We start from the raw sequence: 21,408 nt of genomic DNA, 5'->3' as shown, positions 1-21,408 counted from the left end.
GCGCGACTTGGTTGTGGCTTGTCGGCGCTGGTCACGGCCGCAGTAGGGTGGCAGCCATGATCGATCTCGACCTGGACGACATGCGTGGCTGGTTCGGCTTCGGGGTGGCGGGCAATTTCGCCGGCCATCTCGAACAGGCCGGGGAGGCAGTCGATTTCGTCAACGTCCGGTCCGAGGGCGGGGCGCCGAAGGGTATTTTTCCGTGGTACGCGCCGAGCAGCAACACGTTTCTGGGCGAGTTCCCGCTGTCGACCGATGCCGTCCAGCTGCCGGTCAGTGACACCCCGCTGAACCTGCAGATCGAGCCCGAGGTCGGGCTGGCGTGCGAGGTGTCGTGGTCGGGCGACCGCGTGGTCGGGCTGCGGCCGTTCGCGCTGGGCGCGTTCAACGACTGCTCCATCCGCCGGCCGAACGCCCCGAAGATCAGCCACAAGAAGAACTGGGGCCCGGCGTCCAAGGGGGTGGCCCCGCAGTTCTTTGCGATCGACGACCTGAGCCCCGACGGTCCGACGTCGTCGCTGCGGTTGGCCAGCTTCCTCGACGACGGCAGCGGCGTCGAGCAGGCGTACGGACAGGACAGCCCGCTGCTGGGCTACTCCTATTACGGCACGCAGCTGCTGGACTGGATCGTGGACCGGCTGGCGAACCAGAAGGGTTCGGACGACACGCCTTTGGAGGATGTCGGCGCCCTGATGGTGGCCAGCGGACGCCCGGCGCACCTGCTCGTCGGCATCGGCGCGACGCGCTACACCGAGCTGGGGGAGTCCACGTACCTCAAGCCGGGCGACCGGGCGATCGTGCGCGTGTACGACACCGCCTCCGACGACGTCTCCGAGTTGCTGCAGACGGTGCGGACCGCCGATTAGCTTGGTTCACCTCCCGGATTTCGGCGTAGCATTGGTGCACGTCGGGGCCATCGGCCGGAGGTGTCCATGATGTTCGACTCGACCCGCTCTCTCGTCCTCGCGTCCACGGCAATGCTCGCGTTGGGCTTCAGCACTGCTGTGGCCGCCGCCGATCCACCCGGTCCGGGCACCCCGTGTGGCCAGGACAAGGTGATCACGTCCATCAACACGTGCGAGCCGCTCAACGCGTCGTGTACGGGTTATGACGGCATGCTCATCGGCCGCGTCGCCGCGGACGGGCGGTGCGTGATTCCCGGGCTCGATGGCACCAGGTGGTAGCGCGACCGGCTGAGATTTCGTCAACCGCGACGAGCGGCCTGGTCTCCCAATAACTCGTCGAGCGTGGCCAGGAACTCCTTGGGCCGCAACGGGGTACAGGCGGGCGCCGGGGTGGTGCCGACGACGTCGAGGGTCACCAGCGTCGACTTGATGGGCCGCCAGATGTCCAGCGGCAGCCACCGGCGCGGGTCGGTGCCGCCCCAGATCAGGAACCGGTCCATGATGAAGCCGAGCGACTCGGCCTTGTAGCCACGGACGGCGCTCAGCGGGATGATCTTCGACGTGCCCGACGGAAAGTGGTAGCGGCGCAACGTGATCGCCTGCCGGTCCAGGAAAATCTGGCCGTCGTCGTAGTGCGCGTCCGAGCGCGGCCCGGACTGGGCGCTCGTCACCGCTTGGTGCTCCGCAACTCATGACCCTTGGAGGTCAGGCAGCGGCCGTTGTCCAGGTTCCACTGCCACCCGTGCAGGTTGCAGGTCAGTGTGTTGCCCTCGACGATGCCGAACTTCGACAGGTCGGCCTTCAGGTGCGGGCACCGGCGCTGAATCTCGTAGCCGCCCATATCGATTGACGCCGACGTGTCGTGCGCCTCGGCGAACCAGCCGTCGGCGTAGGCGATGCGTTCGTCGGTCAGGCACTTGAAGAACGTGTACAGGTACTCGTTGTAGCCGCCGACGCGCCACGCCTGGAAGCGGGTGGACAGGAAGATGGTGTTGACCCAGTCCGGCTCGTCGTCGCGCAGCACGGTGCGCACCAGTTCGGGTGCGATGCCGAAGCCGTAGCGGAACTTCTCGTCCGGAATCGCTTCCCGCACAGCCCGTTTCGGGAAGTCCAGCACCACGGTCTCGCTGCCGATCCGCAGCTCGACGGGATAGCCGATGCCGTCGCAGATCTGGTCGCTCTGCACCATGATCGGCTCGAACTTGGCGCGCAGCGGCTCCAGCAGCGAATCGCCGGAAGCCGGTGCCCACGAAGCCTTTTCTGCGGCCAGCACCGGTGCCATGCGCTGCGCGTAGGCCTCGATATAGTCGGCCTTGCCGGTCGTGAAGATCGCCTCGGCCTCGGCGTCCGGAATCGGGTGCACGAGCGCGTCGAGCGTCGAGCCGGTGAACGTCGCCACCGTGCCGGGAATCATCAGCAGGCCGCCGTCGTGGCCGTGGCTGCGCAGCTGGTCCAGGAATACCGCCTGGTCGGGGAAGATGTTGGCCGGATCGTCGTGATCGTCGTTGAGCCAACGCAATTCGGGATCAAGGAAGCAGGGCGGGCCGGCCGACGGCACCACCCAGGTGGCGCCCACCTGCGCGATGTACTGGCGACAGCGGTCCATCTGCCGTTGCCGCTTCTGGGTGCCGAAGGCCTCCTTGGCGCGGGCCGGCATGTCGTAGACCATCGGGTACCAGATGGCGCCTGAGTACTGCAGCATGTGCACGTCGACGTCGCCGAACTCGGTGCCCACCATGTCCAGGTCGATCGGGCGGGCGTCGTTCATGTTGAACGCGACGGTCTCACCGTCGGACACCACGAGACCCGAGTCGCCGATCGGGCCGTCGGCCGGGGCGCGCAGGGCGATGATCATGACGTCCAGGTCACCCTTGGGCCCGCTGACGCGGTGCTTCACCGAATCGGTGGTTTCGAAGAACGTGTGGAAGCCGAGCGCCTCGAGTTCACGACGCAGGTCCGGCACCGGGTAGTCGGGCAGCAGCACCGTCGCGTTCTTGTTGACGTGGGCGCGCAGGTGCTCCGGATCGAAGTGGTCCTTGTGCACGTGGCTGACGTACAGGTAGTCGCAGTCGCCGAGCGTGTCCCAGTCCAATTGGCTGTTGTCGGGGAACGGGAACCACGACGCGAAGTAGGCCGGGTTCACCCACGGGTCGCAGAGAATGCTGCCCGCGGCGGTATCGATCCGGAATCCGGCGTGTCCAACGCTTGTGACCTGCACTAATGCCCCTTTTGGCGGTGACGAGTTCGCCAGCGAGTCTAGCCGGATTCCGGAGCGTCCCAGAGCGAGCGGTAGTAGTCGATGCGTTCGTCGTCGCGCGCCACCCCGTAGGCGTCCAGCAGGGCGGCCTCGTAGTTGCCGGGGTAGTTCCAGTCCAGGGACATGGTGGCGATCGCCAGGTCGGCCCACCGGTCGGCCACCCCGAGGTCCCCGATGTCGACGTGCCCGACGAACACGCCGTCGTCGCTCAGCAGGGTGTTCGGCGCGCAGGCGTCGCCGTGGCAGACCACGAGCCGGTCGGGGTCTGGGACGTCGGAGACCCAGGAGGGCCGACCGAAACCGCAGTCCGCGACGGGCAACGCGTCGTGCATGGCCCGCAGGCCGGCGCCGATCGCGCGGGCCGCGGTCTCGGGATCGTCGGACCACAGTGGGTCGACGGCGGAGCGCCCGGGCAGGCCCGCGGTGTGCAGCCAGCCCGGGCCCTCGCCCAGCACGTGCGGGACGGCGATGTACCGAACGGCCCAGCGCAGCCGGACGGACTCGTCGGTCAGCAGCGGCGCGTGCTCGGTGGGATAGGTCTTCACGTACTCGGCACCCGCGCCGATGGCGAACGTCACGCCGCCGAGTTCGTTCTCCCAGACCGCGGTCACGGGACGGCCGGCGGCCAGTGTGTCGACGACGTCGGGAACGGGGACGGGGCCACTGGGAAACGTCACCTGACCGACCTTTCCACGCCCGGTACCGACGGTCCGCACTAGGCTGATCCCCGTGGAACCGGTATATGGCACCGTGATCAAGCTGGCGCGCACGGTGTGGCGGGCGCAGGGTCTGAAATTCACCGTGACAGGCGCGGAGAACCTGCCGGTCAGTGGCGGCGCCGTGGTCGCGATCAACCACACCAGCTACTTCGACTTCACGTTCGCCGGGCTGCCCGCCGTCATGCAGAAGCGCGGCCGCAAGGTGCGGTTCATGGCGAAGAAGGAAGTCTTCGACAACAAGTACGGCGGCTGGCTGATGCGCAAGATGCGCCACATCGCCGTCGACCGTGGCAGCGGCGCCGAGTCCTACGCCGAGGCGGTCAAGCAACTCAAGGCAGGCGAGCTCGTCGGCGTCTATCCCGAGGCCACCATCAGCCGCAGTTTCGAGATCAAGGCGTTCAAGTCGGGCGCGGCCCGCATGGCCATCGAGGCCGACGTGCCGATCGTCCCGCACATCATCTGGGGTGCCCAGCGGATCTGGACCAAGGGTCATCCGCGCAACATGCGTCGTCCCAAGGTGCCCATCTTCATCCACGTCGGTGAGCCCATCTACCCGACGTTGCCCGCCGCCGAGCTGACGGCGCTGCTGCACGCCCGCATGCAGCACCTGCTGTCGGAAGTCCAGGACCGCTATCCCGAACATCCCGCAGGCGAGTTCTGGGTGCCGCACCGGCTGGGTGGTGGGGCGCCGACGCTGGCCGAGGCCGACCAGATGGACCTCGACGAAGCTCGCGAGAAAGCGGCACGTCGGGCGGCGCGGCAGGCGGAAGGTGCGCCGGAGTAGCGCCATGGAGCCAGTTTTCCGCGGCATCGAGATTGCCGCCAAGGCGGCCGTCGCCGCCACGGGAACCCGGATCACTTACCAAGGGCTGGAACACATTCCGGATACCGGTGGTGCGGTGATCGCGATCAACCACACCGCGTACGTCGACTTCCTGCCGGCCGGGCTGGCCGCCACGCATCGGCGGCGCCGGGTCCGCTTCATGCTCAAAGCCGAGGTGCAGCAGGTGCCGATGGGCAATTTCCTGGTCAAGCGGGCCGGGCTCATCCCCGTCGACCGCAGCTCCGGCGGCGACGCGTATCCCATCGCCGTGGAGCGGCTGCGCGCCGGGGAACTGGTCGGGGTGTACCCCGAGGCCACGATCAGCCGCAGCTTCGAACTCAAGGAGTTCAAGACCGGTGTGGCGCGGATGGCGCTCGACGCGCAGGTGCCGATCATCCCGGTGATCGTCTGGGGCGTGCACCGGATGTGGACCAAGGACCACCCGAAACGGTTGGGCCGCAAGAAGATTCCGGTCATCGTTCGGGTGGGCGCGCCGATCGAGGCGAACGGTCCCGTCGCGCAGCTGATGGCGACGCTGCAGCAGACGATGACCGAGCAGCTGCACGCTGTGCAGGAGGAGTACCCGCATCCGGCGGGTGAGTACTGGGTGCCGAGCCGCTTGGGCGGCGGCGCCCCGACGCCCGAGGAGGCCGAAGTGCTGGAGAAGGCCGAGCGGGCCCGCCGGGCAACTGGGGGCCGGTGATGCTGCCCGCACTCATTGCCACCGACGTCGACGGCACGCTGCTCGACACCCATGAGCGGGTGACGCCGCGGACCCGCGCCGCCGTGCAGGCCGCCGTCGCGAACGGCGCGAAGTTCGTGCTCGCCACCGGCCGGCCGCCGCGCTGGATTCCTCCGGTCGTCGACGCCTTGGGACTCGCGCCGATGGCGGTTTGCGCCAACGGCGCGGTGCTCTACGACTCGGCGACCGACCGGATCGTCTCGGCCCACACCCTCAGCCCGGATGCGTTGGGCGAGTTGGCCGAGATCGCGACCCGGGTGATCCCGGGTGTCGGGCTGGCGGTCGAACGGGTGGGCCGCACCGCGTTCGACGAGTCCATGCCGCAGTTCGCGAGTTCACCGGGCTACGAGCATGCCTGGCACAACCCGGACAACACCGAGGTCTCGGTCGAGGACATGCTCAGCGTGCCGGCGGTGAAGCTGTTGATCCGCAAGGCGGGCGCGCACAGCGCCGATCTGGCCGCGGCGCTGGCGCCGCACATCGGCGTCACGGGCGACCTGACCTATTCGACCAACAACGGGCTCATCGAGGTGGTGCCGCTGGGCATCAGCAAGGCGACGGGGGTCGCCGAGGTCATCCGCCCGTTGGGTCTGACGGCCGAGGACGTCGTGACCTTCGGCGACATGCCCAACGACATCCCAATGCTGACCTGGGCCGGACTGGGCGTGGCGATGGGCAATGCGCATCCGGAGGCCCTGGCGGCCGCCGACGAGGTCACCACGACCAACAGCGACGACGGGGTGGCCCGGGTGCTCGAACGCTGGTGGCTCTAGCCCGAGCCCGTTAGCTCTGCATCTCGATCCGGCTGAACCGCTCGAGCTGCACCGGCTCCTGCTTCGGCGGCGGTGGAAGTTCTTGCGGCACACCGTCGATGACACGCGTCACGGTGCCGTTCTCGCGGTCGAAGTTGAGGGTGCCGTGCTGGAAGTTCTGCACGATCCACTGCGGTTCGCCGATTTCGCCGCTGGTCGGCAGCCCGAGGGCGCCGCGTTCGAAACCCAGTGCGCCCCAGGCGTCGTAGAGCGCCCCGGTGAGCGGCTGCGCGCCGGTGGCCGGTGACCAGTACATGGCGCCGTGGTCGAACGTTGCGTAGCGGGTGTGGCCGTCGGCCGCGGCCTCCGGTGAGGTGGCGACGCCGAGCGGGCCGGACGCGCCGCCCATTGCCTGCCACTTGTCGAAGATGGCTCCGCCGCGCAGCATGTCCATCGCGCTCAGGGCACCGGGCGGGGCGGTGAAAGAGGCTGCGATGTCCCGTAATTCGCCCATGGCGGCGTAGGCGGCGTTGCCCGGGCAGTCGGTGTTGCCGACGTCGCGGTGGGTGAAGATCGTCGGCAGCGTCGGCGTCGCGCCGGCGGGGAAGTGGGTGAACGAGCCGCCGCCCGATGTCAGCACCACGCTGCCGAGGGGGTTGACGTGGTCCAGGCTCAGCCGCCAGCCGATGAGCCGGCCGGTCATCTTGAGCTGCAACGGGGTCGGGGGCACGGCGTCGAAGTCACCGAGCATGGCCACGCCCCAGGTGTCGACGTTGAAGCCACCGGTGTGCGAGCCCTCGACGGGCCGCGTCATACCGCCGAACCGGCCCTCGAAGACCTGTCCGTACTTGTCGACCAGCGCGTTGTAAGCGATGTCGCACCAACCCAATTCGCGGGTGTGGTACTCGTAGATCGACCGGACGATGCCCGCGGAATCCTCGGGCGCGTAGTCGTTGCTGCCGGCGGTGTGGTGCACGATGGCTGCCCGCACACCCGGGTCGTACACCGGTTGCCCGCAGCGGACGCTCTCGTTGGCGCCCCACTGGGCTCGGCTGATGATGTTCGGCGGCTGGTTCGGCGCCGACACCGCGGTCGGCTGGAACTGCACGTCGGCCGGTGCCTCCGGCGGGCTGATGAGCACCGCCTTCATGCTGGGGCCCAACGGCTTTTCGACGTCGACGGGGCGGTACCCGAGGCCAGGACCCTGCGGCCGGTCGCCGGCGGGCGGCGTGGCGGCGGCTTCGGCGGGCCGGGTGACCGCGATCTGGACGGTGTTGGTGCGGCCGACGAACACGGGCTCGGTGCCGCGCGTGGTGGCATGCGCTTCCCCGACGCCGTCGGGCGCCTCGACCTCGTACCACGGGCCCCAGGATCCGTCGGCCTTCTGGGCGCGTACCCGGGCCGAGGTTCCGGTGAAGTCGGACGCGGTGAGCGCGACCAAAGAGAAAGGAGTGTCCTGGTGGATTTCCCGGACGGTCTGTCCGCCACCGACGCCGGCCAGTGGCTGCGTGCGGAGCTCGGGCGCCGACGGCTTGTCGTCCGTCAGACCGGGGATGCCCGGGATGCCGCTGACGGCCAACGGCACCATCACGACGGTCGCCGCCAGGGCGGACAACAGTATTGACGGTGCGGGACGACGGCGCGGCACAGCGCGAATGTTACGTATGTGTCAGGTGTTACCCGTGTTTCGACACGGATTACTGTGCTGTCAATTCTCTGCAAGACGCCGCAACGGCACCGCAGAGCCTTGGGGCTTCTGCGGTGCCGTCTCGGTTACAGGTCTTCAGTTGTGTGTGACGGATGTCAGACCGCGGGAGCGGCCACTGCGGGTGCGGCCGCGGCGGCTGCCGCGGGGGCGGCCTGAGCGGACTTCACCGCTGAGGTGATGGCCGGCACGACCATGCCCTTCAGCAGATCGATCGCCTGGGTCGCACCCAGCTGGTTGGCCGCGCTGGTCAGGTCGCTGATCAGACCGCCGCCACCGCTGCTCGGGGCCGCGCCGAGGCCGAGGCCATCGCCGCCGCCCAGTCCGACCGACGGGTCACCGAGGATCGGGTAGCTGCCACCGAGGCCCTGGCCGGGGCCGAGGCCCAGGCTCGCGTTGGGATCGGTCATCGGCATACCGGCAGCACCGAGTCCGGCCGGGTTCGCGCTGATCGACGGCGTCGTCAGACCCGTGGCGTTCAGGCCGGGAGCGGTCAACCCGGGCGTGCTCACGCTCGGGAGGGTCGCGCCCTGGGTCGTCAGACCGGCGCTGGGCAGGCCACCCAGGCCCGGGGTCAGCGACGACGGGCTGGTGGCGCCCAGACCGGCCGGCGGGGTCAGGCCGGGTGCGGTCGCCCCGGTCGGTGGGGTCAGGCCAGGTGCGGTCAGCCCGGTCGACGGCGTGGTGAGCCCGGTCGACGGGGTGGTGCCCAGGCCCGGGGTCAGGCCGGCCGGCGGAGTGAGTCCACCCGCCGGCGTCAGGCCGGCCGGCGGCGTCAGGCCGGGGGTGGTGCCCAGGCCGGGGGTCAGGCCGGTCTGCGGGGTCAGGCCGCCGGTCAGCGGGCTGGGGGAGCTCGCGGCTCCGCCCATGAGGTTCGGCAGGTTGACGCCGAACTGGGACAGGCCCTGGGACAGCGCGGACATGACCTCGTTGGGCAGGTCGGTCACGAGCGCGGCCTGGACGAATTCCCGGTGCTGCGGAGTCGGGTTTGCCGGGGTCATCTCGGCGACCGCCACGAGTGCGATCGGACTTGCGACGGCCACGGCGGCGACTGCGCTCATGGCTGTCGAGAGCTTGCGTCGACGTCGGTTAGGCACGGAAGTCTCCTCAATCTGTGGGGTACGGCTCGAGCTGGCTTGCTGAGTCGTCGGTACTGACGCAATCGATGTTAAAGCTGTGATTAGTGGGATTAGAGTGACGATGCGGAATCGTGAGCGAATTGCGACCGGCCCGCGCACTGCCCGACCCGACCGGGTGTTTTCGGGCCGGACGGCCTCTGTCGGATACCCTGAACGCCGATGACCTCCGCTGATTCCCGGGGCGCTGCGAGCCAGTCCTCCGGCCCTTATGACCTCATCGTCGTCGGCTCCGGATTCTTCGGACTGACGATTGCCGAGCGCGCGGCAACCCAACTCGACAAGCGGGTGCTGGTCGTCGAGCGCCGTCACCATCTCGGCGGCAACGCCTACTCCGAAGCCGAGCCCGAAACCGGCATCGAGGTGCACAAGTACGGCGCCCACCTGTTCCACAACTCCAATCAGCGGGTGTGGGACTACGTGCGGCAGTTCACCGACTTCACCGGCTACCAGCACCGCGTCTTTGCCATGTACGACGGCCAGGCCTACCAGTTCCCGATGGGGCTGGGTCTGGTGTCGCAGTTCTTCGGGCGCTATTTCAGCCCGGACGAGGCCCGTGCCCTGATCGCCGAGCAGTCCGCCGAGATCAACACCGACGACGCGCAGAATCTCGAAGAGAAGGCCATCTCGCTGATCGGCCGGCCGCTGTACGAGGCCTTCGTCAAGGGCTACACCGCCAAGCAGTGGCAGACCGACCCCAAGGACCTGCCCGCGTCGATCATCAGCCGCCTGCCGGTGCGCTACAACTTCGACAACCGCTACTTCAACGACACGTACGAGGGCCTGCCGGTCGACGGTTACACCGCCTGGCTGGAGAACATGGCCGCCGACGAGCGCATCGACGTGGTGCTGAACACCGACTGGTTCGACGTGCGCGACCGCCTGCGGGCCGAGAGCCCCGGCGCCCCGGTGCTGTACACCGGCCCGCTCGACCGCTACTTCGACTACTCCGAGGGCCGGCTGGGCTGGCGCACCCTGGACTTCGAGATGGAAGTGCTGCCCATCGGAGACTTCCAGGGCACGCCCGTCATGAACTACAACGACCCCGACGTGCCGTTCACCCGGATCCACGAGTTCCGGCACTTCCACCCCGAGCGGGATTACCCGACGGACAAGACCGTCATCATGCGGGAGTACTCGCGCTTCGCCAACGACGACGATGAGCCGTACTACCCGATCAACACCGATTCGGATCGCGCGATCCTGGCGGCCTACCGCGCCAGGGCCAAGGCCGAGACCGAGGAGAACCGCGTGCTGTTCGGGGGCCGGCTGGGCACCTATCAGTACCTCGACATGCACATGGCCATCGCCAGTGCGCTGAACATGTACGACAACGTGCTGATGCCGCATCTTCGTGACGGCGTGGCACTCGCCGGTGCAGAAAGTAGCTGAAGACCATGAGCGACATCCCATCCGGCGCGTTGGCGTCGGGAGAATCCCGTGCGGTGAGCCTGCTGTCGCGGGTCATCCTGCCCCGTCCGGGTGAGCCCCTCGACGTCCGCAAGCTGTACATCGAGGAGTCGTCCACCAACGCCCGGCGCGCGCACGCCCCGACCCGCACCACGCTGGAAATCGGTGGGGAGTCCGAGGTTTCGTTCGCCACCTACTTCAACGCGTTCCCGGCCAGCTACTGGCGCCGCTGGACGATCCTGACGTCGGTGGTGCTGCGCGTCGAGCTGACCGGCAGCGCCCGTGTCGACGTCTACCGGTCGAAGGCGACCGGCGCACGAATCACCGTGGGCGGCAGCGAGATCGCCAGTGGTGAGGACGGTCTGCCGGCCGTGGTCGAGTTCGAGATCGGCCTGGAACCGTTCGAGGACGGCGGCTGGATCTGGTTCGACATCACCACCGACAGCGCGGTGACGGTGCACAACGCCGGGTGGTACGCCCCCGTGGAAGCGCCGGGCCACGCGAACATCACGGTCGGTATCCCGACCTTCAACCGCCCGGCGGACGCCGTCAACGCACTCGCGGCGCTGACGTCGGATCCGTTGGTGGACAAGGTGATCGGTGCGGTCATCGTGTCCGATCAGGGTGCCAACAAGGTCAAGGATCACCCCGACTTCGCGGCGGCCGCGGCCCCGCTGGCCGACCGGTTGTCCATCCACAACCAGCCGAACCTCGGTGGCTCCGGCGGCTACAGCCGCGTCATGTACGAGGCGCTGAAACACACTGACTGCGAACAGATTCTGTTCATGGACGACGACATCCGTGTCGAGCCCGACTCGATCCTGCGGGCGCTGGCGTTCAACCGGTTCGCCAAGACCCCGACCCTGGTCGGCGGCCAGATGCTCAACCTGCAGGAGCCCTCGCACCTGCACGTCATGGGTGAGATGGTCGATTCGGCGAACTTCATGTGGACGCACGCCATCAACGCCGAGTACGACCACAACTTCGCGAAATATCCCCTCGCCGACGAGGAGGAGTACCGCAGCAAGATCCTGCACCGCCGCATCGACGTCGACTACAACGGCTGGTGGATGTGCATGATCCCGCGCGCGGTCGCCGAGGAACTCGGCCAGCCGCTGCCGCTGTTCATCAAATGGGACGACGCGGACTACGGCCTGCGCGCCGGCGAGCACGGCTACCCGACGGTGACCCTGCCCGGCGCGGCGATCTGGCACATGGCGTGGAGCGACAAGGACGACGCCATCGACTGGCAGGCGTACTTCCACCTGCGCAACCGCCTCGTGGTGGCGGCGCTGCACTGGGACGGCAACATCCGTGGCCTGGTGGCGAGCCACTTCAAGGCGACCATGAAACACCTTCTGTGCCTTGAGTATTCGACGGTGGCCATCCAGAACCGGGCGATGGACGACTTCCTCGCCGGGCCGGACAACCTGTTCACCATCCTCGAGTCCGCACTGCCCGACGTGCGCGCCATGCGTGCCGAGTACCCGGACGCGGTGGTGCTGGAGAGCGCGACCGCGCTGCCCGCGCCGTCCGACAAGAAGTGGCGCCGGAAGGTCAAGATTCCCACCAGCCTGCCCGCCATCGCGATCCGGCTGACGCGGGGCGTGGTGAACCAGCTCAAGCCGCACGACCCGGAACACCATGTGCGGCCGCAGATCAACGTCGCGACGCAGGATGCCCGCTGGTTCTCGCTGTGCATGGTCGACGGTGTCACCGTCACCACCGCCGACGGTCGCGGCGTCGTCTACCGCCAGCGCGACCGCGAGAAGATGTTCGAGTTGCTGCGTGAGTCGCTCAAGCGCCAGGCGCTGCTGGCCCGCAAGTTCAACCGCATGCGGAAGGTGTACCGCAACGCACTGCCGGAGCTGACGAGCAAGGAGAAGTGGGAGACCGTGCTTCTGGCCTCCCAGACCGAGTCGGCTGGTGCCCGGTGAGCCTCGAAGGCGCTGAAGGCATCGAGGGCGACGTCATTGCTGACGTCCCCCGCGGCGAGGACGCCATCCTGGTCGGTGTCCAGTCCGCGCTGACCGGTCGTCCCGGCGTCCTCGCGGGCGCCCGCGTGCTGTCGTACTTCGGTGAGCACAGCCTGGGCTGGTTCGCCGTCTGTGGTCTGGGCGCGCTGCTGCAGCCGCAGCGCCGCCGGGCCTGGGTGACCGCAGGTGTCGGCACCTTCTTCGCCCATGCGGCCGCCGTCCTGATCAAGCGGGTGGTGAAACGTGAACGCCCGCAACACCCGGCCATCGCCGTCAATGTCGGAACCCCGAGCCGGCTGAGCTTCCCGTCGGCGCATGCGACGTCGACCACCGCCGCGGCCATCCTCATCGGCCGGGCCACGGGCCTGCCGCTGCCGTGGTTCCTGGTACCGCCGATGGCGTTGTCCCGCTTGGTTCTCGGCGTGCACTACCCCAGTGACGTGCTCACCGGTGTCGTGGTGGGAACCGTGGTCGCCGAATCAGTCGGGGCGGTTTCGGAGCGAACTGCCAAGCGCGAACCGAAGGCTGGGGTATGACCGAACAGACGCAGGAGCTGGGGCCGCCGAAGAATCTGGCCGCCGGCATCGTCAAGGCGCTGCGGCCGCGGCAATGGGTGAAGAACGTCCTGGTCCTGGCCGCACCGCTGGCGTCGCTCGGCGTCGGGGCCCACTACAGCTACACCGAGGTCTTCAAGGCCGTCGGTGTCGCGTTCGTGGTGTTCTGTATGGCCGCTTCGTGTATCTACCTCATCAACGACGCCCGTGACGTCGAGGCCGACCGGGTGCACCCGACGAAGCAGTACCGGCCCATCGCCGCCGGCGTCGTGTCGGTACAGCTGGCCTACTCGCTGGCCGTCGTGCTCGGTGTCGGCTCGCTGGCCATCTCGTGGTGGCTCACGCCCAGCCTGGCGATCGTCATGGCGGTGTACCTCGCGACGCAACTGGCCTACTGCTTCGGCCTGAAACATCAAGCGGTGCTGGACATCTGCATCAATTCGTCGGGATTCCTGATCCGCGCCATCGCCGGTGGCGCGGCCGCCGGCATCCCGCTGTCCAAGTGGTTCCTGCTGGTGTTCGCGTTCGGCTCGCTGTTCATGTCGGCCGGAAAGCGTTACGCCGAACTGCAACTCGCCGAACGCACCGGCGCCAAGATCCGTAAAGCGCTGGAGTCCTACACCAGCAGCTACCTGCGGTTCGTCTGGACGCTGTCGGCGACCGCCGTGGTGCTCTGCTACGGCCTGTGGGCCTTCGAGGGCAACAAGGGCCCGTGGTTCGCGGTGTCGATGGTGCCGTTCACCGTCGCGATCCTGCGCTATGCCGTCGACGTCGACAGCGGCGCGGCGGGTGAACCCGAGGAGATCGTGCTGAACGACCGGGTGTTGCAGCTGCTGGGCGTCGCCCTGGTCGCAACGCTCGTCGCTGCGATTCTGCCCGGACTGATCCGGTGATCGATTCGCCCGCACAGCAATTGCTGCGCGGGCCGGTCTTCCCGTATGGCCGGGCCGCGCGGATCAGCCTGTGGTTGAGCGTCGTGGTGTCCGCCGCGTTGTTCGGCTGGGGCGCCTGGCAGCGCCGGTGGATCGCGGACGACGGCCTCATCGTGCTGCGCACGGTGCGAAACCTGTTGGCCGGCAACGGCCCCGTCTTCAACGTCGGTGAGCGCGTCGAGTCCAACACCTCGACGCTGTGGACCTATCTGGTCACCCTCGGTGCCTGGATCGGTGGCTCGGTGCAGCTCGAGTACGTGGCCCTGGCGTTGGCGCTGACGCTGAGCGTGGCGGGCCTGGTCTTCGCGATGCTCGGCACCGGCCGGCTGTACGCCCCCGGCCTGCGCGGCCGCCGCGCGCTGTTGGTGCCGGCCGGCGCCCTCGTCTACATGGCCGTGCCGCCGGCGCGTGACTTCGCGACGTCGGGCCTGGAGAACGGCCTCGTCATGGCCTACCTGGGGCTGCTCTGGTGGATGATGGTGTGCTGGTCGCAGGCCTTGCGCGTGGCCCCACCCGAGGCCCGCGAAGCCGATGCCAACGCGACCGGCGCCCGATTCGACGGCACCCTGGCCTGTCTGGCCGGCCTGTCGGTCCTGGTACGCCCCGAACTCGCCTTGATCGGCGGGGTGGCGCTCGTCATGCAGCTGGTCGCGGCCCGGGGCAAGCGCCGCCGCGTCGTGATCCTGGTGGCCGGTGGTCTGCTCCCGATCGCCTACGAGATCTTCCGGATGGGCTACTACGGCCTGCTGGTGCCCATCACCGCGCTGGCCAAGGACGCCACCGGATCCAAGTGGCAGCAGGGCTTCGTCTACCTCGGCAACTTCAACCGGCCCTACCTGTTGTGGATCCCCGCGGTGCTGACCGTGGCGCTGGCGATTGTGTTGTTCGTCACTCACAGCCGGCCGTGGTGGGGCCAGACCGCGCCCCGCGGCTACAGCCTTTTGGCCCGCCGGATTCAAAGTCCCACGGCCGTAGTTGTTTTCATGGCCGGCAGCGGCCTGGTGCAGGGCCTGTACTGGCTGCGCCAGGGCGGTGACTTCATGCACGGCCGGGTGCTGCTGGTGCCGCTGTTCTGCCTGGTCATCCCGGTGGCGGTGATCCCGATCGTGCTGCCCGACGGTAAGAACATCGCCCGCGAGGTCGGCTACGCGCTGGCCGGTACGACGACGGTCCTGTGGCTGGCGGTGGTCGGCTGGTCGCTGTGGGCCGCCAACTCACCGGGGCTCGGGTACGACGCCACCCGGGTGACCTACTCGGGCATCGTCGACGAACGGCGCTTCTACTCGCAGGCCACCGGGCACGCGCATCCGCTGACGGCTGCCGACTACCTCGACTACCCGCGCATGCGGGCGGTACTGACGGCCATCGACAACACCCCGGTCGGCGCACTGCTGCTGCCGTCGGGCAACTACGACCAGTGGGACGTGGTTCCGGCCATGCCGCCGCCGGTACCGGACCCGACGTCGCCGCCGCCGCCCAACTGGTTCGAAAAGGGTCCACACACAGTCTTTTTCACCAACCTGGGCATGATGGGCATGAACCTGCCGCTCGAGGTCCGGGTGATCGACCAGATCGGGCTGGCCAACCCGCTGGCCGCGCACACGGCACGACTGGACGACGCGCGCATCGGCCACGACAAGGACCTGTTCCCGGACTGGGCCGTCGCCGAGGGGCCGTTCCTGCGCAAACCACCGTGGATTCCGACGTATCTGGACCAGGACTGGGTGGCGCAGGCGGCGGTCGCGCTGACGTGCCCGGAGACGGAGACGATGTTGAGTTCGGTGCGGGCTCCCATGGGCTTCCATCGGTTCATGTCAAATCTGGTACACGCGTTCACATTTACGCGTTACCGGATCGATCGCGTGCCGTTATACGAGCTGCACCGCTGTGGGCTCGATGTGCCTCCGAGGCTGTCGACCCCTTACACTGGCTTACCGGCTACCGGTCCGTAGTTTCAGCGCACGAGCGCTGGCACGGTCTGAAGCGTAGGTAACGCCGGTGAACCATGCGGCGATAACCACTCGGGCGTGTGCGCCCGGCCTGATCGTCACCTCAACGGCAGAGGCGGGGATGAGGGTTGTCCGTACGCCGTCATAGGAAAGATTAGGGAGCGGTATGAGTTTCGTTGGGAAGATGCGGTCGATGGCCAAGGCCATGCCGCGCCGGATGGCGGTTGCGGCCGTTGCCGCGGCAGCGCTGCCCGGTCTTGTCGGTGTCGTCGGTGAAACGGCGACTGCAGGGGCTTTCTCGCGTCCCGGTCTGCCGGTTGAGTACCTGCAGGTTCCGTCCGCGGCCATGGGTCGCGACATCAAGATCCAGTTCCAGAGCGGTGGCGCCGGCTCGCCGGCCGTCTACATGCTCGACGGTCTGCGTGCGCAGGACGACTACAACGGCTGGGACATCAACACCGCCGCCTTCGAGTGGTACAACGGCTCGGGCATCTCGATGGTCATGCCCGTCGGCGGTCAGTCCAGCTTCTACAGCGACTGGTACAAGCCGGCTTGCGGCAAGGCCGGTTGCTCCACCTACAAGTGGGAGACCTTCCTGACCCAGGAGCTTCCCGCCTACCTGCAGGCCAACAAGTCGGTCAAGCCGACCGGTGGCGCTGCTGTCGGTCTGTCGATGGCCGGTTCGGCCGCGATGACCCTCGCCATCTACCACCCGCAGCAGTTCATCTACGCGGGCTCGATGTCGGGCTTCCTGAACCTGTCCGAGGGCTGGTGGCCGTTCCTGGTCAACATCTCGATGGGTGACGCGGGTGGCTACAAGGCCGACGACATGTGGGGCTCCACCGGCGACCCGAACAACGCCTGGAAGCGCAACGACCCGTTCGTGAACATCGGCACCCTGGTCGCCAACAACACCCGTCTGTGGGTCTACTGCGGCGACGGCAACCCGAGCGACCTGGGCGGCGACAACGTGCCGGCCAAGTTCCTCGAGGGCCTGACCATCCGCACCAACCGCACCTTCCAGCAGACCTACCTGGCTGCCGGTGGCACCAACGGTGTGTTCAACTTCCCCAACAGCGGTACCCACGACTGGGGCTACTGGGGCCAGCAGCTGCAGGCCATGAAGCCTGACCTGCAGCGCGTGCTGGGTGCTTCGGGACAGGCGTAACAACCTGATCCTGAGGTAAATCCTCTGGCAACAACTCGCACTGGCGGCGGCGACCTTCACGGGTCGTCGCCGCCAGTCGTTTACGTAGGGGTAGACGAATATCACCCCATCCGCTGGCAACGTTCCCTCCCTTTGTCCGGGACATCTGTCGAGGTGATGTGGTTCACTACAACGCGGGTTCAGGACGCTCGACGATCACGAACAGGTGAGGTTGGTTATGGGGCTGCAGGCAATGTTCCGGACGATGGCCGCGACGGCGGCGGCGGTAGTGCTGGCCGGCGGCCTCCTGACGGGTACCGGAACCGCGCACGCCGCGGGCGTGGAGACGCTGATGGTGCCCTCGGCCGCGATGGGCCGGGACATCCCGGTGACGTTCCAGGCCGGTGGCCCGCACGCCGTGTATCTCCTCGACGCCTTCAACGCCGGCCCGGACGTGAGCAACTGGGTCACCGCAGGCAATGCCATGGGCACGCTGGCCGGTAAGGGCATCTCGGTGGTCGCCCCGGCCGGTGGCGCGTTCAGCTTCTACACCAACTGGGAGCAGGACGGCAGCAAGCAGTGGGAGACGTTCCTGAGCCAGGAGCTGCCGGACTATCTGGCCGCCACCAAGGGCCTGGCCCCGAACGGCCACGGTGTCGTCGGAGCGGCCCAGGGCGGCACCGCCGCGTTGGCCCTCGCCGAGTTCCACCCGGACCGGTTCCGCTTCGCGGGCTCGCTGTCGGGATTCCTGACCCCGTCTTCGACGACGTTCAACGGCGCCATCACCGCCGGCATGCGCGAGTTCGGCGGTGTGGACACCTACGGCATGTGGGGCGCCCCGCAGCTGGGCCGCTGGAAGTGGCACGACCCGGATGTGCACGTGAGCCTGCTGAACCAGAACAACACCCGGGTCTGGGTGTTCAGCCCGTCGACGGTCACCTGCAGTGACCCGGCCGCGATGATCGGTTACTGCGACCAGGCGCAGGGCAGCAACCGCGCCTTCTACGCGCATTACCGCAGCGTGGGCGGCCACAACGGGCACTTCGACTTCCCGGACGGCCCGCAGCACGACTGGGGCAGCTGGAGCGGTCAGCTCGGTGCCATGTCGGGCGAATTGGTGAGCGTCATCCGCTAGCTCAACCGGAGTGATATTGCCGACGGAACCCGCCGGCGTGACCAGTCCGTGATGCCTGCTGACTAGATTCGGATGACAACCGCTTGATTCAGCCCGCAGGAGACCTCACACCACATGGCCACCAACAATCGCCGCCGCCGCCATCGCATCCTCGCCATTGCCGCGGCGGGTGCGGTGGCACTGCTGGTCATCGTGGTCGCCTTCGCGATCGTGGTGTGGCTGCGTCAGCCCGGTGAGATTCCGGGCCCGACGACGCCGCCCTCGGCGCAGCCGCCGACGTCCGGTCCCACCACGAAGCCGTCGAAGCCGCGTCCGGCCTACCAGTCGGCCGACTGCCCCGATGTGCAGCTGATCTCGATCCCGGGCACCTGGGAGTCCTCGCGGGCGCTCGACCCGCTGAACCCGACGCCGTCGTTCCCGATCGCGCTGCTGCTGAACGTCAGCAACCCGCTCGGCCAGCAGTTCGGTGCCGACCGGTTGGCGCAGTACACGGTGCCCTACACCGCGCAGTTCCATAACCCGCTGGCCGCGGACAACCAGATGTCGTACAACGACAGCCGCGAAGAGGGCAAGAAGAAGGCCGTCGAAGCCATCACGGACATCAACAACCGGTGCCCGCTGACGAGCTTCGTCATCATCGGCTTCTCTCAGGGCGCGGTGATCGCCGGCGACATCGCCAGTGACATCGGCAACGGCCGCGGTCCCATCGACCAGGATCTGGTGCTCGGCGTGACGCTGATCGCCGACGGCCGCCGCCAGCCCGACGTGGGCAAGGACATCGGCCCCAACCCTCCCGGCCAGGGCGCCGAGATCACGCTGCACGAACTGCCGCTCGGCATGCTCGGGCTCAACATGACCGGACCGCGCGTCGGCGGCTTCGGTGCGCTCAACGACCGGGTCAACGAGATCTGCGGTAAGGGCGACCTGATCTGCGCCGCGCCGACCGAGGCGTTCAACGTCGTGAACCTGCCCAGCACGCTGGCCACCCTGTCCGGTAGTGCGGCGGGACCGGTGCACGCGCTGTACAACACGCCGCAGTTCTGGACCCTTGACGGGCAGACCTCGACACAGTGGACACTGAACTGGGCGAAGGACCTCGTCGACAACGCGCCGCACCCCAAACACGGCTGACATCAGGCGTTGGCTACTGACGAGTACAACTGGGTCCATGTTCGGCCCGCCGAAGCGGTGGGGCGATTTGGCCTGCGAATACGCGTCACCTAACATTAAGAGATAGCTAAGAGCACGGTCTTATCATTGACTGAGCATCTTGGGGTGGCTTATCGCTACCGCCCGGTACCATTTCCCGGGATTTGGCGTGACTGGCCGCATACGACGTAACCAGCGCGGCAGGCTGTGACAGGAGATTTTGATGGCGTTCCACAACCCGTTCGTCAAGAACGGGAAGATCACCTTCCCGGACGGCGCCGGCATCGTGAAGCACGTCGAACGCTGGGCGAAGGTCCGCGGCGACCGGCTGGCCTTCAGGTTCCTGGACTACTCCATCGAGCGTGACGGCGAGGCCAAAGACCTGTCCTGGGCGCAGTTCAGCGCCCGCAACAAGGCGGTGGCCGCGCGGCTGCAGCAGGTCACCCAGGTCGGCGATCGCGTCGCGATCCTGTGCCCGCAGAACCTCGAGTACCTCGTGGCGTTCTACGGCGTCCTGTACTCCGGCCGCATCGCCGTGCCGCTGTTCGACCCGTCGGAGCCGGGCCACGTCGGCCGTCTGCACGCCGTGCTCGATGACTGCAAGCCGTCCGCCATCCTGACCACCACCGCCGCCGCCGAGGGCGTGCGCAAGTTCTTCCGCAGCCGCCCGGCCAACGAGCGTCCCCGTGTCATCGCCGTCGACGCCGTGCCGGACGAGGTTGCCGCGACCTGGATCCCCTTCGACGACGTCGACGAGCACACCGTCGCCTACCTGCAGTACACCTCGGGCTCGACCCGCATCCCGACCGGTGTGCAGATCACGCACCTCAACCTGGCCACCAACGTGGTGCAGGTCGTCGAGGCCCTCGAGGGCGAAGAGGGCGACCGCGGTCTGTCCTGGCTGCCGTTCTTCCACGACATGGGTCTGATCACCGCGCTGCTGGCGCCGATGATCGGCCACAGCTTCACGTTCATGACCCCGGCCGCCTTCGTCCGTCGCCCGGAGCGCTGGATCCGTGAGATGGCGCGCAAGGAAGGCGACACCGGCGGTGTCATCTCCGTGGCCCCGAACTTCGCGTTCGACCACGCCGCCGCCCGTGGCGTGCCCAAGGAACCGATCGATCTGTCGAACGTCAAGGCCGTGCTGAACGGCAGCGAGCCGATCTCGGCCGCCACCGTGCGCCGGTTCAACGAGGCGTTCGGCCCGTTCGGCTTCCCGTCCAAGGCCATCAAGCCGTCGTACGGCCTGGCCGAGGCGACGCTGTTCGTGTCGACCACGCCGTCGTCCGACGAGCCGACCATCGTGTCGGTGGACCGCGACGCCCTCAACACCGGCACCTTCGTGGTGGTCCCGGACGATTCGCCGAAGGCGGTCGCGCAGGCCGGCGCCGGCAAGATCGGTGTCGACGAGTGGGCCGTCATCGTGGACGCCGAGACCGCCACCGAGCTGCCCGACGGCCAGATCGGTGAAATCTGGATCAGCGGCGCCAACATGGGCACCGGCTACTGGGGCAAGCCCGAAGAGACCGTCGAGACGTTCCAGAACACCCTCAAGTCGCGCACCAACCCGTCGCATGCCGAGGGCGCTGCCGACGACGCCACGTGGGTGCGCACCGGCGACTACGGCGCCTACCACGACGGCGAGCTGTACATCACCGGTCGCGTCAAGGACCTGGTGATCATCGACGGCCGCAACCATTACCCGCAGGACCTCGAGTACTCGGCGCAGGAGGCCAGCAAGGCGCTGCGCGTCGGCTACGTCGCGGCGTTCTCGGTGCCGGCCAACCAACTGCCGGACCAGGTCTTCGCCGACGCCCACTCGGGCCTCAAGCGCGATCCCGACGACAGCTCCGAGCAGCTGGTCATCGTCGCCGAGCGGGCCCCGGGTGCGCACAAGCTCGAACCGCAACCGATCGTCGACGACATCCGCGCGGCCATCGCGGTGCGTCACGGCGTCACCGTGCGCGACGTGCTGCTGACCGCGGCCGGCGCCATTCCCCGTACCTCCAGCGGCAAGATCGGCCGCCGGGCCACCCGTGCGGCGTACCTGGACGGCACGCTGCGCAGCGGCAAGGTGGCCAACGCCTTCCCCGACGATCTGAACTGACCCTCACCCG

General features: G+C 68.0%; 19 protein-coding genes. 14 read left to right on the top strand and 5 right to left on the bottom strand.

The features are described 5' to 3' along the window. Window positions 1-56 precede the first annotated feature (56 nt). Both BR47_RS0107905 and BR47_RS0107900 read left to right on the top strand, forming a co-directional pair. The gene (locus BR47_RS0107905; RefSeq protein WP_029119151.1) at window positions 57-866 is read left to right on the top strand and encodes a DUF5718 family protein; all 810 of its coding nucleotides are present in this window, start codon (window positions 57-59) and stop codon (window positions 864-866) included. Window positions 867-935: 69 nt separating this feature from the next. Further along, window positions 936-1,184 (top strand): hypothetical protein, encoded by a 249-nt coding sequence (locus BR47_RS0107900; RefSeq protein ID WP_110772322.1) that lies wholly within the window; start codon window positions 936-938, stop codon window positions 1,182-1,184. 20 nt (window positions 1,185-1,204) lie between these two features. Here BR47_RS0107900 and BR47_RS0107895 read toward each other — a convergent pair whose 3' ends face one another. From BR47_RS0107895 to BR47_RS0107885, 3 genes are read right to left on the bottom strand one after another with little or no spacing between them, the layout of a single operon-like run. After that, window positions 1,205-1,576 (bottom strand): hypothetical protein, encoded by a 372-nt coding sequence (locus BR47_RS0107895; RefSeq protein ID WP_051634668.1) that lies wholly within the window; start codon window positions 1,574-1,576, stop codon window positions 1,205-1,207. Then, on the bottom strand, window positions 1,573-3,123 hold the full coding sequence (locus BR47_RS0107890) for a Rieske 2Fe-2S domain-containing protein (protein WP_029119149.1): 1,551 nt from the start codon (window positions 3,121-3,123) through the stop codon (window positions 1,573-1,575). The genes BR47_RS0107895 and BR47_RS0107890 overlap by 4 nt, the downstream gene beginning before the upstream one ends. Before the next feature lie 38 nt (window positions 3,124-3,161). After that, window positions 3,162-3,839, bottom strand: coding sequence for an aminoglycoside phosphotransferase APH(3') (locus tag BR47_RS0107885; RefSeq protein ID WP_029119148.1), 678 nt, complete (start codon window positions 3,837-3,839; stop codon window positions 3,162-3,164). A 52-nt stretch (window positions 3,840-3,891) separates the two neighbouring features. On the opposite strand from BR47_RS0107885, the gene BR47_RS0107880 reads away from it, so the two are divergent. The 3 genes from BR47_RS0107880 to BR47_RS0107870 are packed head-to-tail and all read left to right on the top strand — an operon-like array spanning window position 3,892 to window position 6,219. Next, complete coding sequence (locus BR47_RS0107880; protein WP_020099554.1) at window positions 3,892-4,665, top strand: lysophospholipid acyltransferase family protein; 774 nt, start codon at window positions 3,892-3,894, stop codon at window positions 4,663-4,665. Between the two features lie 4 nt (window positions 4,666-4,669). Then, window positions 4,670-5,407: a lysophospholipid acyltransferase family protein gene (locus BR47_RS0107875; RefSeq protein WP_029119147.1), complete on the top strand. Its 738-nt coding sequence runs from the start codon at window positions 4,670-4,672 to the stop codon at window positions 5,405-5,407. After that, on the top strand, window positions 5,407-6,219 hold the full coding sequence (locus BR47_RS0107870) for a Cof-type HAD-IIB family hydrolase (protein ID WP_020099552.1): 813 nt from the start codon (window positions 5,407-5,409) through the stop codon (window positions 6,217-6,219). The genes BR47_RS0107875 and BR47_RS0107870 overlap by 1 nt, the downstream gene beginning before the upstream one ends. Before the next feature lie 10 nt (window positions 6,220-6,229). On the opposite strand, the gene BR47_RS0107865 is transcribed toward BR47_RS0107870, so the two are convergent. Both BR47_RS0107865 and BR47_RS0107860 read right to left on the bottom strand, forming a co-directional pair. Continuing rightward, window positions 6,230-7,846, bottom strand: coding sequence for an N-acetylmuramoyl-L-alanine amidase (locus BR47_RS0107865; protein ID WP_036420122.1), 1,617 nt, complete (start codon window positions 7,844-7,846; stop codon window positions 6,230-6,232). A 155-nt stretch (window positions 7,847-8,001) separates the two neighbouring features. Continuing rightward, window positions 8,002-9,000, bottom strand: coding sequence for a hypothetical protein (locus tag BR47_RS0107860; RefSeq protein ID WP_029104785.1), 999 nt, complete (start codon window positions 8,998-9,000; stop codon window positions 8,002-8,004). A gap of 201 nt (window positions 9,001-9,201) precedes the next feature. Between BR47_RS0107860 and glf the strand changes: the two genes are divergently transcribed. From glf to fadD32, 9 genes are all read left to right on the top strand, one after another. After that, window positions 9,202-10,431 carry a UDP-galactopyranose mutase gene (glf, locus tag BR47_RS0107855; RefSeq protein WP_020099549.1) on the top strand — a complete coding sequence of 410 codons (1,230 nt, stop codon included), beginning with the start codon at window positions 9,202-9,204 and terminating at the stop codon, window positions 10,429-10,431. Window positions 10,432-10,436: 5 nt separating this feature from the next. Then, the gene (locus BR47_RS0107850; protein ID WP_020099548.1) at window positions 10,437-12,386 is read left to right on the top strand and encodes a glycosyltransferase; all 1,950 of its coding nucleotides are present in this window, start codon (window positions 10,437-10,439) and stop codon (window positions 12,384-12,386) included. Between the two features lie 35 nt (window positions 12,387-12,421). Continuing rightward, window positions 12,422-12,961, top strand: a complete 540-nt coding sequence (locus tag BR47_RS0107845; RefSeq protein ID WP_029104784.1) for a phosphatase PAP2 family protein — start codon at window positions 12,422-12,424, stop codon at window positions 12,959-12,961. Beyond that, window positions 12,958-13,872 carry a decaprenyl-phosphate phosphoribosyltransferase gene (locus BR47_RS0107840; RefSeq protein WP_020099546.1) on the top strand — a complete coding sequence of 305 codons (915 nt, stop codon included), beginning with the start codon at window positions 12,958-12,960 and terminating at the stop codon, window positions 13,870-13,872. The genes BR47_RS0107845 and BR47_RS0107840 overlap by 4 nt, the downstream gene beginning before the upstream one ends. Next, the gene (gene aftB, locus BR47_RS0107835) at window positions 13,869-15,863 is read left to right on the top strand and encodes a terminal beta-(1->2)-arabinofuranosyltransferase (protein ID WP_029119146.1); all 1,995 of its coding nucleotides are present in this window, start codon (window positions 13,869-13,871) and stop codon (window positions 15,861-15,863) included. The genes BR47_RS0107840 and aftB overlap by 4 nt, the downstream gene beginning before the upstream one ends. Window positions 15,864-16,026: 163 nt before the next feature. Continuing rightward, the gene (locus BR47_RS0107830) at window positions 16,027-17,028 is read left to right on the top strand and encodes an esterase family protein (protein WP_029104783.1); all 1,002 of its coding nucleotides are present in this window, start codon (window positions 16,027-16,029) and stop codon (window positions 17,026-17,028) included. Window positions 17,029-17,272: 244 nt separating this feature from the next. Next, window positions 17,273-18,142: an alpha/beta hydrolase gene (locus BR47_RS0107825; RefSeq protein WP_177127350.1), complete on the top strand. Its 870-nt coding sequence runs from the start codon at window positions 17,273-17,275 to the stop codon at window positions 18,140-18,142. A 114-nt stretch (window positions 18,143-18,256) separates the two neighbouring features. Then, the gene (gene culp6 / locus BR47_RS0107820) at window positions 18,257-19,273 is read left to right on the top strand and encodes a carboxylesterase Culp6 (RefSeq protein ID WP_029119145.1); all 1,017 of its coding nucleotides are present in this window, start codon (window positions 18,257-18,259) and stop codon (window positions 19,271-19,273) included. 241 nt (window positions 19,274-19,514) lie between these two features. Beyond that, on the top strand, window positions 19,515-21,398 hold the full coding sequence (gene fadD32, locus BR47_RS0107815) for a long-chain-fatty-acid--AMP ligase FadD32 (RefSeq protein ID WP_020099541.1): 1,884 nt from the start codon (window positions 19,515-19,517) through the stop codon (window positions 21,396-21,398). Window positions 21,399-21,408 lie beyond the last annotated feature (10 nt).

The organism is Mycobacterium sp. UNC410CL29Cvi84, from assembly GCF_000686745.1.
In the GTDB taxonomy this organism is placed as follows: Bacteria; Actinomycetota; Actinomycetes; order Mycobacteriales; family Mycobacteriaceae; genus Mycobacterium; species Mycobacterium mucogenicum_B.
This window is presented reverse-complemented; position numbering and strand designations above follow the sequence as displayed.

Excerpts from the sequence above, each read along its gene's own strand:
- BR47_RS0107905 (WP_029119151.1), top strand. The coding sequence starts at position 57 with ATGATCGATCTCGACCTGGACGACATGCGTGGCTGGTTCGGCTTCGGG.
- BR47_RS0107900 (WP_110772322.1), top strand. The coding sequence starts at position 936 with ATGTTCGACTCGACCCGCTCTCTCGTCCTCGCGTCCACGGCAATGCTC.
- BR47_RS0107875 (WP_029119147.1), top strand. The coding sequence starts at position 4,670 with ATGGAGCCAGTTTTCCGCGGCATCGAGATTGCCGCCAAGGCGGCCGTC.
- BR47_RS0107870 (WP_020099552.1), top strand. The coding sequence starts at position 5,407 with ATGCTGCCCGCACTCATTGCCACCGACGTCGACGGCACGCTGCTCGAC.
- glf (WP_020099549.1), top strand. The coding sequence starts at position 9,202 with ATGACCTCCGCTGATTCCCGGGGCGCTGCGAGCCAGTCCTCCGGCCCT.
- BR47_RS0107850 (WP_020099548.1), top strand. The coding sequence starts at position 10,437 with ATGAGCGACATCCCATCCGGCGCGTTGGCGTCGGGAGAATCCCGTGCG.
- BR47_RS0107840 (WP_020099546.1), top strand. The coding sequence starts at position 12,958 with ATGACCGAACAGACGCAGGAGCTGGGGCCGCCGAAGAATCTGGCCGCC.
- BR47_RS0107830 (WP_029104783.1), top strand. The coding sequence starts at position 16,027 with ATGAGTTTCGTTGGGAAGATGCGGTCGATGGCCAAGGCCATGCCGCGC.
- BR47_RS0107825 (WP_177127350.1), top strand. The coding sequence starts at position 17,273 with ATGGCCGCGACGGCGGCGGCGGTAGTGCTGGCCGGCGGCCTCCTGACG.
- culp6 (WP_029119145.1), top strand. The coding sequence starts at position 18,257 with ATGGCCACCAACAATCGCCGCCGCCGCCATCGCATCCTCGCCATTGCC.
- fadD32 (WP_020099541.1), top strand. The coding sequence starts at position 19,515 with ATGGCGTTCCACAACCCGTTCGTCAAGAACGGGAAGATCACCTTCCCG.